Genomic DNA, 13,746 nt, shown 5'->3' on the forward strand with positions numbered 1-13,746 from the left:
GATAAAGGAGAAGCCCGCAGATGCAGCCAGAGATAAATGCCACGGACGCGAGAATAGTCAGAGAGCAACAGCTTTTTAATGGCCGGCCTTTTCACGTGTTTATCTACAATAAAGTTGAGAGCATCAGTGGGCTGCATCAGCATGATTATTATGAATTTACGCTCGTCCTGACCGGGCGTTACTATCAGGTGATCAACGGGAAACGGGTGTTGCTGGAGCGAGGCGACTTTGTGTTTATACCCGTCGGTTCAACCCACCAGAGCTTTTATGAGTTTGGCGCAACGCGGATCCTTAATGTGGGGATCAGCCGGCAATTTTTTGATAAGCATTATCTTTCGCTGGTGCCGTTTTGTTTCGTTGCCTCGCAGAGTTACCGCATCAAGGCAACCTTTCTGGCGTACATTGAATCGGTCATAGCATCGCTTAATTTTCGTGATAGTGAACTCGATGAGTTTATTGAAAATGTCACCTTCCATGTTATCAATCGCCTGCGTCATTACCGCGAGCAGCAGGAGGAAGATTGCATTCCGCAATGGTTAAAAATGACCGTAGAGGGTATGCATGACAAACACCGTTTTGCTGAAAACGCGCTGGAAAATATGGTCGCCTTGTCGGGGAAATCTCAGGAATATTTAACCAGGGCAACGCAGCGTTATTATCATAAAACACCGCTGCAAATTATTAATGAAATTCGAATTAATTTTGCCCGTAAGCAGCTCGAAATTTCGAATTTCTCAATCAATGATATTGCATGGGAGGCAGGGTACAGCAGCCCCAGCTTATTTATTAAAACATTTAAACGACTGACCTCATTTACACCGGGTAGTTACCGTAAACAACTGACGAATATTACCTGATTTGCGGGGTTCGTCCCCGCTAACAAACATCACCATTCTATAATTATCGCACTGCGGTAATGACACGGCTTGTCTTAACATCAGGCCTGAGGGAGAAAATATGACGACGAAACTGAAAATTGTCACTATCGGTGGCGGCAGCAGTTATACCCCGGAATTACTGGAAGGATTTATTCTTCGCTACCACGAATTACCCGTCAGTGAATTATGGCTGGTAGATGTGGAGGAGGGGAAACATAAGCTGGATATCATTTATGATCTTTGCTGCCGCATGGTGGACAAAGCGGGGGTGCCATTAAAGATATTTAAAACCCTTGATCGACGTGAAGCGCTGCGCGATGCGGATTTCGTTACCACACAATTCCGTATCGGCCAGCTCAAAGCACGGGAACTCGACGAGCGCATTCCGTTAAGCCATGGTTATCTTGGTCAGGAAACCAATGGTGCCGGTGGTTTGTTTAAAGGGTTACGCACTATCCCGGTGATTTTCGATATTCTTCGTGATGTGGAAGAGCTGTGCCCGCAGGCATGGGTGATCAATTTCACTAACCCGGCTGGCATGGTGACAGAAGCGGTTTATCGCCATACCAACTTCCGTCGCTTTATTGGCGTATGTAATGTCCCCATCGGTATGAAAATGTTCGTCCGTGATGTTCTGCAACTCGCCACGACTGACACGCTATCGATCGATTTATTTGGTCTGAACCATCTGGTCTTTATCAAAGATGTGCTGGTTAATGGCGAGTCGCGCTTTGCCGAATTAATGGATGGGGTCGCTTCCGGGCGTCTGGCGAAATCTTCGGTGAAGAATATTTTTGATTTACCCTTCTCGGAAGGCTTACTGCGTTCGCTCAACCTGTTGCCATGTTCCTACCTGCAATACTATTTCAAATCCAAAGAGATGCTGGGTATCGAAATGGGGGAATATTACAAAGGGGGGACACGTGCGCAGGTGGTTCAGGAGGTCGAAAAGAACCTCTTTGAGATGTACAAAGATCCGGCACTCAATGTGAAACCGAAGGCGCTGGAGATGCGCGGCGGGGCCTATTATTCCGATGCCGCTTGTGAAGTGATCAATGCGATTTTTAATGATAAGCAGACGGAGCATTACGTGAATGTGCCGCACCGGGGCTGTGTAGAGAATATCCCTGCGCAATGGGCGGTAGAAATGACCTGTCTTCTGGGGCGCGAGGGGGCGACGCCGCATCCACGGATCACACACTTTGATGACAAGGTTCTTGGGCTGATTTACACCATTAAGGGCTTTGAGATTGCTGCCAGTAACGCGGCACTGAGCGGTGAACTGAATGACATTTTGCTGGCGCTCAACCTGAATCCGTTGATCCATTCTGATAAAGACGCGGAAAAACTGGCCCGCGATATGCTGCTGGCCAATCAGCAGTGGTTACCGCGTTTTGCTGCGGCAATCGCATCCTTCAAACAGTGAGGGGTTATGCAAAGACTGTTAATCGTCAATGCGGATGACTTTGGCTTAAGCCGTGGGCAGAACTACGGCATCGTCGACGCCTGCCGTAACGGCGTCGTAACGTCCACGACCGCGCTGGTGAACGGTGCCGCTATCGAACATGCCGTTGCGCTGTGCGAGCAAGTTCCGGAACTGGCGGTGGGGCTGCATTTCACCCTGACGCTGGGAAAACCCGTGGGAAATACGCCATCACTGACGCGAGAGGGGCAACTGGGGAAATGGATCTGGGATCTGGCTGCACAAGGTTCCCTGCCGCTCCAGGAGATTGCCGATGAGCTGGCCTGCCAGTATGCGCGTTTTATCGCGCTGTTTGGCAAGCCGCCGTCACACATCGACAGTCATCATCATGTGCATATGATTGGCGCCATTTTCCCGCTGGTTGCGGCGTTTGCCCGGCAGAAAGGCATTCCGCTGCGTGTCGATCGCGATGAGGCCCGGCGCCAGGGAATTGACGCAAACAGGGTATGCAGCACGAGCGGTTTTTCCAGCGCCTTTTATGGCGATGAGATCACGGTATCGCTGTTCACCGCCATTCTGGAAGCCGCCGTGCAGCGTGGCGACAGCTCACTGGAGATCATGAGCCATCCGGCGTTTGTGGATAATCAGCTTATGGCAAGTCAGTACTGTTACCCACGTTTAAAAGAACTGGAAGTGCTGACGCAGCCTTCATTGAAGCGGGTCATTGCCGAATGTGCCTTCAGACCGGGCACTTTTCGGGATCTGTAAGTCACGCACCGCGGAACAGGCCGCGGTGCGCGTTTATCAGGCAGGAATGCTGGCGATTTTACTCATGCGTGACCAAATACGGTGCGCGCGCAATAACCCCAGAAAATCATCCAGGGTGCTGCCAGAGGCATCCTCGGCCTGGATCACACCTTCTTCCCCCTGCGCGCCAACCTGTAAAGCGGCGCTGAACTGACGGGCATCGCCCAGCAGCGTAATGGGTTTTAGATGTTTGTAGGCTTCCAGCAGGTAGTAAAGCGCATCGCCATTATTCAGTAACTGGCTGAGATCACCGCCAGGCACAATGACGCCATCAACCGTCAGTGACGGCGCGCCCGCAAAAGTCCCCGCGACAGGTAAGACGGAGCCATCATCGGTCACAACGCTGCCCATTCGGGAATAGAGCAGTTTCGCGTGTACCCCTTGCGCCTTAAGCGCTTGCAGAATAGTGAGCACATCGTCGGCGCGCGTTTTATCATTTAGCAACACGGCGACGACGCGCCCTTTGATGGCGCCATCCGGGATGGCATACAGGCTGAGCGAGGGATCTTTTTTCAGGCCGTTCACCTCCTTCGGTGGCGCGATGTTGCGTTGTTCTTCACTCAGCGTAATGCCGAGGTTCCCGGCGACGGCATTTGCCAGATGGACGTCAATATGCGCCAGTTGGTCAACCACCCGTTCACGAATGTATTCGCGCACAACTTTACTCAGCTCGAAGCTGAAAGCATCGATAATATGCTGTTGCTCAAATGGCGTCTGGCTGAGCCAGAACAGACGTGGATGCGCATAATATTCGGCAAATGAAGGGCTACGTTCGCGAATTTTGCCGCCTTCGACCCGCTCCTGGTACGACTCAAACCCACCCCGTTTAGGGCCCGGCGGCGTCTCGCGCGGCCAGTTGTCATTAATCGAGTTGGGTTCATAGTTTGCCGGGTTGGTATCAATATCCATTCGATGCATGCCGTCGCGCTGCAAATTATGGTACGGGCAGGTGGGGCGGTTTATGGGGATCTCATGAAAGTTTGGCCCGCCAAGACGGCTAATCTGCGTATCCGTATAGGAGAACAGACGCCCCTGCAGCAGGGGATCGTTAGAGAAATCGAGCCCGGGGACAATATGGCCGGGGTGGAACGCGGCCTGCTCGTTTTCGGCAAAGAAATTATCCGGATTGCGGTTGAGCACCATTTTACCCACCCGTTTTACCGGCACCAGCTCTTCCGGGATCAGTTTCGTCGGGTCGAGGAGATCAAAATCAAATTTAAATTCATCTTCTTCGGGAATGAGCTGTAATCCAAGCTCATATTCCGGGTAATCACCCGCTTCAATCGCTTCCCACAGATCGCGACGATGAAAATCGGGGTCACGACCGGTCAATTTCTGCGACTCATCCCAGACCAGTGAAGCTTTGCCTGCCACGGGTTTCCAGTGAAAACGCACAAACGTGGCCTTGCCTTCGGCATTGATCATGCGAAAGGTATGAATACCAAAGCCTTCCATGGTGCGATAACTGCGTGGGATCCCGCGATCAGACATTGCCCAGATGACATTATGCAGTGTCTCCGGTTGCAGCGAGACATAATCCCAGAAGGTGTCATGGGCACTCTGCCCCTGGGGAATTGCCCAGTGAGGCTCGGGTTTTACCGCATGAACGAAATCCGGGAATTTATGCGCGTCCTGAATAAAAAATACGGGCGTGTTGTTACCCACCAAATCGAAGATACCCTCTTCGGTGTAAAACTTGGTGGCAAATCCACGGATATCCCGCACGGTATCGGCGGAGCCTGCTCCCCCCTGAACCGTGGAAAAACGCACAAATACCGGCGTGATTTTCTCCGGGTCGGAGAGAAAATCTGCTTTGGTGATGGCCGATAAACTTTCGTAAGGCTGGAAATAGCCATGGGCGGCAGAACCGCGTGCGTGGACGATGCGTTCAGGAATGCGCTCATGGTCAAAATGGGTGATCTTTTCGCGCAGAATAAAGTCTTCCAGCAGCGTCGGTCCCCGCGTGCCCGCCCGCAGTGAATTTTGATCGTCTGCGATGCGTACGCCCTGGTTTGTCGTCAGTGGAAAATTTTCGCTGCCCTTACGAAAGGCTTCCAGCGCGGTGAGTTTCTCATTGGCCGTGTTGGGGGCCTTTAAACTGCCTGGGGCCGTGGGTTGCTCGCCGGGCGCGGAGAGATGTGGGGAAGGGCGATGGGAACCGTCTGCCGGCGCCAGAGAATCCAGACCGGGCTTTGACTCACTGGCATCATGCACCGGTGATTGATGATTTGTAGGGTTTTGTTCTTGATCCGACATTGAACACGTCTCCTGTTTTCATTGCTGAAAAATGGTCGTTGCATTGGCAAAACCCTTCTAACTATAGAACAACTCAGGACAGTGCTCAGGCGTAACGGCTATGAGCGCACTGAGAGAGCGGCAAAAATACGCAGAAAGTCAGCCCGGAGGCGACGCGCGGGGTGACGATCGGCTATGATAGGACTTTCGTGTTAGTGGAAATCGTTTTAGTGAACTCTTCGCTTATGAAACCTTTGCGCCATCAAAACCGTCGTGTTATCAGCTATGTACCCCGTATCGAACCTGCACCGCCTGAACATGCTTTGAAGGTTGATGGGTTTCGTGACGTCTGGTTATTGCGCGGGAAATATGTGGCCTTCGTGTTACAGGGCGAGCGTTTTACGCGTTCACCTGTTTTTAGCGTGCCTGAAGCCGCTCAGCGCTGGGCAACTCAGATTCGTCAGGAAGGCGAAATCGACGAATAAAAAAAACCGCCTGCAATGACTTGTCAGGCGGTTTTCGTTTCGAATGACGTCGAAATTAGCGATGTGCCAGTTCGGCGTCGTCTTCGCTGTTCAGAATGGTTTTGTCCGTCTGCTTAAGCCACTGGCTGGTCAACGTACCTGCGGTCATTGAGCCGCTGACATTAAGCGCCGTACGCCCCATGTCGATCAACGGTTCCACCGAAATCAGCAGTGCAACCAGTGTGACGGGTAAACCCATAGCAGGCAGCACAATCAGTGCGGCGAAGGTCGCACCACCACCTACACCCGCAACACCAGCGGAGCTGACCGTCACAATACCGACCAGGGTGGCAATCCACATCGGATCCAACGGATTAATGCCTACTGTCGGAGCAACCATTACCGCCAGCATTGCCGGGTAGAGACCCGCACAGCCGTTCTGACCGATGGTCGCACCGAACGAGGCAGAGAAGCTGGCGATAGACTCAGGTACGCCCAGACGACGGGTCTGCGCCTCCACATTCAGCGGAATAGACGCGGCGCTGGAACGGCTGGTAAACGCGAAGGTTAGTACCGGCCATACTTTGCGGAAGTATTTCAGCGGGCTGATGCCATTCACACCCAGCAGCAGGCCATGCACCACAAACATAATGCCAAGACCAATGTAGGAGGCGATAACAAAGCTGCCGAGCTTAATAATGTCCTGGATGTTCGAGCCGGCCACCACTTTGGTCATCAGCGCCAGAACGCCATACGGCGTCAGTTGCATCACCAGTCGCACCAGCTTCATCACCCAGCTTTGCAGTGTATCAATGGCGATGAGAACGCGTTCGCCTTTCGGCGCATCGTCTTTGAGCAGTTTCAGGGCGGCGACACCCAGAAACGCAGCGAAAATCACAACGCTGATAATGGAGGTCGGGCTTGCACCCGTCAGATCGGCAAACGGGTTCTTCGGTACAAACGACAGCAGCAACTGCGGTACACTCAGATCGGCCACTTTGCCTACGTAATTGGTTTGAATTGCCGTTAAACGGGCCGTTTCGGCGGTCCCCTGAACCAGCCCTTCGGCGGTCAGACCGAAGAGGTTGGTCATCATGACGCCAACCAGCGCTGAAATCATCGTCGTAAACAGCAGAGTGCCGATAGTTAAAAAGCTAATTTTTCCCAGAGAAGACGCGTTGTGCAGGCGTGCAACGGCGCTCAGAATAGAAGCAAAAACCAGCGGCATAACAATCATCTGCAGCAGTTGCACGTAGCCATTACCGACCACGTTGAACCACTGGATAGAATTCTTCAGTACCGGGTTGTCCGAGCCGTAGATAGCCTGTAATGCAAGGCCAAACACCACGCCCAGCCCTAAACCGGCCAGTACTTTTTTTGCCAGACTCCACTGTTTGTGACGCGTTTGCGCCAGCAACAGCAGCAGTGCGACAAACACCACAACGTTTGCGATTAAAGGAAAGTTCATCCCCGTTCTCCTGATCTCATTATAAGGCCGGCATCCAAAGGTCAGCCAATGGCGGAAGGTTAGCAGAAGAGGTCCGCAAGCCTTATATCCAAATGGAATGAATTATGCCGCAAGAGCGGAAAGTGGCGATTTAATGGTCGGTTTGGTGATGAATAAAGCGATTGAACTGGTTTTGCAGCACATTAATCATCTGCGATGACCAGCGCACTGCACTGTTATCGGGCAATGTTTGTGGCATCCACAGCGCCCAGGTGAACAGCGCCATGCATAACACACGCTCCAGTTGGTTACCGCGTTGCGGCGAGAGCAAGGGCAGACGGAATCGCCAGCGGCAGGGCCAGAGAAGAGGGACGCCTGCCGGGGTGATCATATCGGCAAGGATATGGCTCAAATAACCCAGAACCAACCCCTGCAGTGCGTCTGCCGGGATAATCCAGCTATCGGGCACTTTGAGATAGAACAGCGTTAAGCCAATGAAAACGGCCAACAGGCTATGGGTAAAACCCCGGTGACCGAACATGCGGGCCACGGGCTTTGAGATCCATTTTAACCGCTGCCCAAGAAACGACTTCGGGTGGTCAATATCGGGCAGAAGACAGGTCAGAATGGCTGACGGAACAATATGCCACCAATCCCCGTGTGCCAGCACGGGCGTCAATTCGGCATTTTTGGCAAACACCGCGCAGGCAATGGAAAAAAGCAGGTGTCCTTCCGCCGTCATGATAAAACTCGCTAAACTGTCGATGCATACAGTATAGGGTTTTTATACAGTAGGCGGAAGAGGTGACGGTGTAACTCTTTGTCACAAGAATGACATTTAACGCGCCAGCCAGCCACCGTCCACGGCGAGAGTAAAGCCATTGATATAGTCAGAAGCCGCAGAGGCCAGAAAGACCGCCGGGCCTTTGAGATCATCCGGTTTTCCCCAGCGGCCTGCCGGAATGCGATCGACAATCTCCTGGTTACGCTCTGCATCTTCCCGTAACGCCTGGGTATTGCTGGTCGCCATGTAACCAGGGGCAATGGCATTAACATTGATGTTGTATGATGCCCATTCATTGGCGAGCAGACGGGTCAGCCCCAGAACACCGCTTTTAGACGCCGTATATGACGGTACGCGGATGCCTCCCTGGAACGAGAGCATAGAGGCAATATTGATGATTTTTCCGCCGTCGCCCTGGGCAATAAACTGACGAGCGACAGCCTGAGACAAAAAGAAAACCGTCTTGACGTTAAGGTTCATCACATCGTCCCAGTCTTTTTCGCTAAATTCCAGCGCATCGCAGCGACGAATCGTTCCGGCGTTATTGAGCAAAATATCAATGCGCCCCAACTGTGAAACGGTCTGGCTGACGATGTCGTTAATGCTGTCTTGCTTGCTGAGATCAGCCTGGATTGCGAGGAATTTGCGGCCCAGCGCGGTAACTCGCTCGGCGGTCTCCTGTGGTTTTTTACGGCCAACGCCGACGATATGGCATCCTGCTTCGGCAAGCCCCAGCGCCATCCCTTGCCCCAGGCCGGTATCGCAGCCGGTAACGATGGCGACTTTGTTTGCAAGTGAAAAAGCATCAAGAATCATAGTTCCCCCAGGTCCTGGTTATTGTCATCGCGCCTGAGATGAGGATAGGGGCAGATACGGAGAATTACAAATAAAAATGAAACGATGTTTTAAAAATAAAAAACCAGAGACAGTGTTACCCATCTCTGGTGTCAGGAGCTAGCCGCACAAATGCGTCAGGGTGAGCTCTTCAAGGCTGGCTAACTTCACATCGGCTAACGCATAGCGCGGATCGGCACGGTTCTCTTCAGCAGGCACCACAATGGAGCGCATCCGGGCGGCTTTACTGGCGATCATGCCATTGACAGAATCTTCCAGCGCCACACACATAAGCGGGTCAACGCCAAGCTTTGCGGCACAGTCCAGATAAACCTGCGGATGCGGTTTGCTGTACGGCAGTTTTTCGGCGGACGCCAGCGCATCGAAATTATCGCGCAGGCCGAACAGAGAGAGCGTTTTTTCCAGCATATGCAGCGGCGATGCCGAGGCCAGACCCACTTTCAGACCGCTGGCTTTGCACAGAGCAATCGCTTCACGCGCGCCTGGCAGCAACGGGCGCGTTTCTTCCACCAGGGCGATGGCGCGACTGATGATGCGCTGGGTAACCTCTTCGCAGTCCGGGCCGGTCCACGGCTGGCGGGCGAACCACAGGCCAACAACCATATCAATGCGCAGGCCGAGGGTATCCGGTAGCTCATCGCGGCGGGTAATATCAACCCCCAGGCTTGCCATGACATCCAGTTCAGCACGATCCCAGAGTGGCTCTGAGTCCATAATTAATCCATCCATATCGAAAATGGCAGCGAGTATTTGTCGCGGGGCAGACATTCACACCTCTCTTTCTTACGTTAGAACACAGGGAGAAACACTTTTTCTGGTCAGGAGGTCATCATACCGTCTTTAAAGATCGGGCGAAAATGAATATGAGAGGGTAGACTTAGGCGGAAAACGGAACGTCTCACAAGGGGAATCCATGACGTATCAACAAGCTGGACGCATTGCCATACTAAAACGCGTCCTGGGGTGGGTTATCTTTATCCCATCGGTGATTTCGACAATTATTTCAGTACTTAAGTTTATGTACGACCACAGTGAAAAACAGCCGGGCATCAATGCCGTTATGCTGGATTTCGCCCATGTGATGATTGAGATGATGCGGTTTAACACGCCATTCCTCAATTTTTTTTGGTACAACTCACCCACGCCGGATTTCCATCACCAGCTTAATATCGGTTTCTGGATTATTTTTGCGCTGATCTTTGTGGGGCTGGCGCTGCAGGCTTCCGGGGCAAGGATGAGCCGTCAGACGCGGTTTCTACGTGAAAACCTTGAAGATCAACTGATTCTGGAAAAGGCAAAAGGGGCCGAAGGGCTGTCACGCGAACAAATAGCAGCGCGTATCGTGGTACCGAATCACTCCATCTTCCGGCAGATTTTCCCGCTCTATGTCCTGCCTGTTATTTGTATTGTCGCAGGTTACTTCTTTTTCTCTCTGCTCGGCTTCCTTTGAACTAAGGCCACCTCTGGGTGGCCTTATCGTTCCGTCATGCGGCAAGTACCCGCTCCAGCGCTTTTTGCGCCGTTACCAGATGCTGCCCACCGAACAAAATCGCCCGGTTAAAGAGTGTATAAAGCTGATACACGGGCTGACGGTCGAGGAAATCGCCCGGTAAGGGACTCACGGACTGGTAGCCATCATAAATTTGCGGCGGCTGGTCCGGGTGTAACGGGAGCATTGCCAGGTCACATTCTCTGTCTCCCCAGTAACATGCCGGGTCGTAAATAAACGGACCGTCCGGACCAAGCGCACAATTTGCTGACCACAGATCGCCATGAAGCAGAGACGCCTGAGGTTGATGCGAAGCAAGGCGCTGCTGAACATGTTCGACAATGGCGTCGATATTGCCAAACTCCAGCCCTTTTTCTGCCGCCAGCTCCAGTTGCCAGCCGATACGTTGCTCGGCAAAAAAGGTTGACCAGCGACGTTGCCAGGCATTGGGCTGCGGTGTTGTCGACAGGTCATTATCAAAATCAAGACCGAACTGCGGTTGGTCGCTCCACTCATGCAGCCGTGCCAGTTGCTGGCCGAGTAAAAAAGCGCTGTGGGCATCGAGAGGGCGGGCAGGGAGATACTCCATCACCAGGAAGCTGTAATCGCGGTCACTGCCGACCGCCAGGACTTTGGGTACGCGCACCGTATTGCTACGGGAGAGCAGTTCTAGCTGGTCAGCCTCTGCGGTGAAGATGGGCAGTAATTCCCGTTCATCGCATTTTACAAACAAATCCTGACCACCATAACGCAGGTGCCATGCAGCATGGATTTCTCCACCTGGCAACTCGTCACGCTGTTCGATCTCACCAACGCCTAGTTGTTCGCTTAACAGACGACTTATTGCTTGCCACATGATATGTCTCCCATGTTATCAGCCAGATCATAAGGTTAGCGCACTACTGCTATGAAAAAATACGAACCAACGCACACCTGCGCATCCTGGGACGGACAATGGCACTTATTGTGTCTGTTTTTGCCATGCTTCCCAGGTTGTTACGCTAATGTCGGGCTTTGCGCTGACGACGCTATCTGCAAGGCCACTGGCCAGCTCTGTCACCTCTTGTTCGTTCAACGGGCTGATAAGGCCAAAGGTATTTGTCCCGAGGTCGTGCACTTTGCCTTCTTCATCCGTGAGCGTGAGCAGGAATCCGGCACGCGTAAACTGATTATTCAGCTCGTTGATTTCCGCCAGGCTCTGCTCGTGAAATTTCACCGTAACCACGTAGCGGGTAATACCGTCGCTGCTCATAATTCACCTCGTTGTTATCCTGAATTTTTTTAGCATAGTCGGCGAAGGGGATTTGTCGACTGCCGCCAGAGGAGGGAAGGCCCTCGCGGTAAGACGAGGGCGTATTTTCAGAGATTGCGCAGGTAATCGTAGATTTTTTGTGTGTCGGCGCGGGAACACAATTTCGTACCCTGATTAATGGTCGCAGCACTCCCGGCGGCAACACCGAATTTCGCCATATCTTCAAGCGACGCGCCTTCGGCAAGTTTCAGCGTCATCGCGCCGACCATGCTGTCGCCAGCGCCCACGGTACTCTGGCTTTTCATCGGCGGCGGCACAACCTGGACACACTGGCTTTCATCAACGGCCAGCGCGCCCTGTGGGCCGAGAGAAACCACGACCCGCCGCGCTTTGCCCTGGCGAACAATCTCTTTTGCCGCATTCTGAACGTCATCCGGCTGCGTTAATTCCCGACCTACCAGCGCGCTGAGCTCTTTCTGATTCGGTTTGACCAGTTCTATATTACCGATATCAAGTGCCGCGGAGAGGGCATCACCCGAACTGTCGACGATGCAGCGGATCCCTTGCTGTTGCGCGGCCTTAACCAGTTGCGTCAGCTTCGTCACATCAATACCCGGCGGCAGGCTGCCGCTAATCACAAGGATCGCGCCACTCTCAATGGCAAGCACTTTCTCTTCCAGTCGGCGGAATTCATCAGCGGTTAGCGTTGCGCCTGGCATCACAAAACGGTATTGCTCGCCACTGGACTCAACATGCACATGCAGATTTTGCCGGGTCCAGTCATGCGTTTCGACACATTGCGTGGGAACATTTTCATCGGCAAGCAGCGCCGTTAAATGCTCGCCTGTCGCACCACCAGCCGGGAAAATTGCCGTGGCTTTTCCCCCCAGATGGGTGATGGCGCGTGCGACATTAATGCCGCCGCCGCCGGGTTCAAAGACGGGGGCGCTACAGCGGAGTTTTCCTTCCGGGTAAATCTGTGGCGTGAGAGTCGCGCTATCGAGGGAAGGGGCCAGCGTTAGGGTATAAACCGATACCATAATGATCTCCTTTTACGGTGAATGTATTAATCCTGGCATCTGATTCTCAGAAGGCAATGTAAATAAATAGATGATTTAGAATATGAATTTTCGATAAGTCGATGTGAAACTTTTATACATTTAATGTCTATTTGAGATCTGTCTTATTCAAAAAATGAAATAAGAATTCATTGCTATGTTAAACGGGCCTTTTTATAATTTGTTACCTTTCAATGGACCGTCGGTCGTTGATCCACCTGAAAGTTTCCGGGACCGTTATGGTCTCTTTTTTTGTTGTTCGGACTCCTAATAAATGAAGCTTTTTAAGACAGTACCCGTGCTGATTGTTCTCGCGGGAGGCGTGCTTGCGTCGTTGAATGCTGCCGCAGATGACACCGTTTTTACTGTTATGGATGACCCCTCCACCGCGAAGAAACCGTTTGAAGGTAGCGTTAACGGTGGTTACCTGGCCCAGTCTGGCAATACCACAAGTTCTTCTCTGACTGCTGACTCCACCCTGACCTGGTATGGCACATCTACCGCATGGTCTTTATGGGGAACCGCGAGCAACACCTCATCAAATGATGAGCGTTCCTCAGAGAAATATTCCGTAGGTGGACGTAGCCGTTACAACATGACGGATTACGATTATCTGTTTGGCCAGGCAAGCTGGCTGACTGACCGATACAACGGCTATCGTGAACGCGATGTTCTGACCGCTGGTTATGGTCGTCAGTTCCTCAATGGTCCGGTGCACAGCTTCCGCTTTGAATTTGGTCCCGGTGTTCGTTACGACGAATACACTGACGGGGACACCAAAACGCAAGGCCTGGGCTATGCCTCTGGTACCTATACCTGGCAGATGACCGACAACGCCAAATTCACACAGGGTGTATCTGTGTTTGGTTCAGATGACACGACACTGAACTCTGAGACTGCGTTAAATGTCGCTATTAATGACCACTTTGGTCTGAAAGTGGCATACAACGTGACCTGGAACTCTCAGCCGCCATCATCGGCGCCAGAGCATACCGATCGTCGAACCACAGTCTCCCTCGGCTACAAGATGTAACCGCACCGGGCCGGGTTCTCC

The 13,746-nt window shown here is 52.5% G+C and carries 14 protein-coding genes; 6 read left to right on the forward strand and 8 right to left on the reverse strand.

Annotation, left to right across the window (positions count from 1 at the left end; all coding sequences use genetic code 11):
- Positions 1-20: 20 nt before the first annotated feature.
- From chbR to chbG, 3 genes are all read left to right on the forward strand, one after another.
- Positions 21-857 (forward strand): transcriptional regulator ChbR, encoded by an 837-nt coding sequence (gene chbR / locus ABU190_RS10995; RefSeq protein ID WP_354691307.1) that lies wholly within the window; start codon positions 21-23, stop codon positions 855-857.
- Positions 858-957: 100 nt separating this feature from the next.
- Positions 958-2,304: a 6-phospho-beta-glucosidase gene (locus ABU190_RS11000; RefSeq protein ID WP_354691308.1), complete on the forward strand. Its 1,347-nt coding sequence runs from the start codon at positions 958-960 to the stop codon at positions 2,302-2,304.
- A gap of 6 nt (positions 2,305-2,310) precedes the next feature.
- Complete coding sequence (gene chbG, locus ABU190_RS11005; RefSeq protein ID WP_354691309.1) at positions 2,311-3,069, forward strand: chitin disaccharide deacetylase; 759 nt, start codon at positions 2,311-2,313, stop codon at positions 3,067-3,069.
- Between the two features lie 36 nt (positions 3,070-3,105).
- Here chbG and katE read toward each other — a convergent pair whose 3' ends face one another.
- The gene (katE, locus tag ABU190_RS11010) at positions 3,106-5,364 is read right to left on the reverse strand and encodes a catalase HPII (RefSeq protein ID WP_110295463.1); all 2,259 of its coding nucleotides are present in this window, start codon (positions 5,362-5,364) and stop codon (positions 3,106-3,108) included.
- 209 nt (positions 5,365-5,573) lie between these two features.
- Here katE and cedA point away from each other — a divergent pair, with 209 nt between their 5' ends.
- On the forward strand, positions 5,574-5,828 hold the full coding sequence (gene cedA / locus ABU190_RS11015; RefSeq protein ID WP_072039777.1) for a cell division activator CedA: 255 nt from the start codon (positions 5,574-5,576) through the stop codon (positions 5,826-5,828).
- 55 nt (positions 5,829-5,883) lie between these two features.
- On the opposite strand, the gene ABU190_RS11020 is transcribed toward cedA, so the two are convergent.
- From ABU190_RS11020 to hxpB, 4 genes are all read right to left on the reverse strand, one after another.
- Positions 5,884-7,275, reverse strand: a complete 1,392-nt coding sequence (locus ABU190_RS11020) for an L-cystine transporter (RefSeq protein ID WP_354691310.1) — start codon at positions 7,273-7,275, stop codon at positions 5,884-5,886.
- 130 nt (positions 7,276-7,405) lie between these two features.
- Complete coding sequence (locus ABU190_RS11025; RefSeq protein ID WP_041851615.1) at positions 7,406-7,996, reverse strand: metal-dependent hydrolase; 591 nt, start codon at positions 7,994-7,996, stop codon at positions 7,406-7,408.
- A 96-nt stretch (positions 7,997-8,092) separates the two neighbouring features.
- The gene (gene kduD, locus ABU190_RS11030) at positions 8,093-8,854 is read right to left on the reverse strand and encodes a 2-dehydro-3-deoxy-D-gluconate 5-dehydrogenase KduD (protein WP_354691311.1); all 762 of its coding nucleotides are present in this window, start codon (positions 8,852-8,854) and stop codon (positions 8,093-8,095) included.
- A gap of 138 nt (positions 8,855-8,992) precedes the next feature.
- Positions 8,993-9,661 (reverse strand): hexitol phosphatase HxpB, encoded by a 669-nt coding sequence (gene hxpB / locus ABU190_RS11035; protein ID WP_354691312.1) that lies wholly within the window; start codon positions 9,659-9,661, stop codon positions 8,993-8,995.
- A 145-nt stretch (positions 9,662-9,806) separates the two neighbouring features.
- Here hxpB and ABU190_RS11040 point away from each other — a divergent pair, with 145 nt between their 5' ends.
- Positions 9,807-10,343 carry a YniB family protein gene (locus tag ABU190_RS11040; protein WP_041851612.1) on the forward strand — a complete coding sequence of 179 codons (537 nt, stop codon included), beginning with the start codon at positions 9,807-9,809 and terminating at the stop codon, positions 10,341-10,343.
- A 34-nt stretch (positions 10,344-10,377) separates the two neighbouring features.
- Here ABU190_RS11040 and ABU190_RS11045 read toward each other — a convergent pair whose 3' ends face one another.
- The 3 genes from ABU190_RS11045 to pfkB form a co-directional block, all read right to left on the reverse strand.
- Entirely contained in the window at positions 10,378-11,238 is an 861-nt protein-coding gene (locus ABU190_RS11045; RefSeq protein ID WP_041851611.1) for a fructosamine kinase family protein, read from the reverse strand.
- 105 nt (positions 11,239-11,343) lie between these two features.
- Complete coding sequence (ghoS, locus tag ABU190_RS11050) at positions 11,344-11,634, reverse strand: type V toxin-antitoxin system endoribonuclease antitoxin GhoS (protein ID WP_041851610.1); 291 nt, start codon at positions 11,632-11,634, stop codon at positions 11,344-11,346.
- Between the two features lie 107 nt (positions 11,635-11,741).
- Positions 11,742-12,674, reverse strand: a complete 933-nt coding sequence (pfkB, locus tag ABU190_RS11055; RefSeq protein ID WP_354691313.1) for a 6-phosphofructokinase II — start codon at positions 12,672-12,674, stop codon at positions 11,742-11,744.
- A 292-nt stretch (positions 12,675-12,966) separates the two neighbouring features.
- Between pfkB and ABU190_RS11060 the strand changes: the two genes are divergently transcribed.
- Entirely contained in the window at positions 12,967-13,725 is a 759-nt protein-coding gene (locus tag ABU190_RS11060) for a YdiY family protein (protein WP_041851608.1), read from the forward strand.
- Positions 13,726-13,746: the final 21 nt, after the last annotated feature.

Origin of the sequence: Phytobacter sp. RSE-02 (assembly GCF_040578655.1) — a bacterium.
GTDB classification, from domain to species: Bacteria; Pseudomonadota; Gammaproteobacteria; order Enterobacterales; family Enterobacteriaceae; genus Phytobacter; species Phytobacter diazotrophicus.

Coding starts and splice junctions, on each gene's coding strand:
- chbR (WP_354691307.1), top strand. CDS start 21: ATGCAGCCAGAGATAAATGCCACGGACGCGAGAATAGTCAGAGAGCAA.
- ABU190_RS11000 (WP_354691308.1), top strand. CDS start 958: ATGACGACGAAACTGAAAATTGTCACTATCGGTGGCGGCAGCAGTTAT.
- chbG (WP_354691309.1), top strand. CDS start 2,311: ATGCAAAGACTGTTAATCGTCAATGCGGATGACTTTGGCTTAAGCCGT.
- katE (WP_110295463.1), bottom strand. CDS start 5,364: ATGTCGGATCAAGAACAAAACCCTACAAATCATCAATCACCGGTGCAT.
- ABU190_RS11020 (WP_354691310.1), bottom strand. CDS start 7,275: ATGAACTTTCCTTTAATCGCAAACGTTGTGGTGTTTGTCGCACTGCTG.
- ABU190_RS11025 (WP_041851615.1), bottom strand. CDS start 7,996: ATGACGGCGGAAGGACACCTGCTTTTTTCCATTGCCTGCGCGGTGTTT.
- kduD (WP_354691311.1), bottom strand. CDS start 8,854: ATGATTCTTGATGCTTTTTCACTTGCAAACAAAGTCGCCATCGTTACC.
- hxpB (WP_354691312.1), bottom strand. CDS start 9,661: ATGTCTGCCCCGCGACAAATACTCGCTGCCATTTTCGATATGGATGGA.
- ABU190_RS11040 (WP_041851612.1), top strand. CDS start 9,807: ATGACGTATCAACAAGCTGGACGCATTGCCATACTAAAACGCGTCCTG.
- ABU190_RS11045 (WP_041851611.1), bottom strand. CDS start 11,238: ATGTGGCAAGCAATAAGTCGTCTGTTAAGCGAACAACTAGGCGTTGGT.
- ghoS (WP_041851610.1), bottom strand. CDS start 11,634: ATGAGCAGCGACGGTATTACCCGCTACGTGGTTACGGTGAAATTTCAC.
- pfkB (WP_354691313.1), bottom strand. CDS start 12,674: ATGGTATCGGTTTATACCCTAACGCTGGCCCCTTCCCTCGATAGCGCG.
- ABU190_RS11060 (WP_041851608.1), top strand. CDS start 12,967: ATGAAGCTTTTTAAGACAGTACCCGTGCTGATTGTTCTCGCGGGAGGC.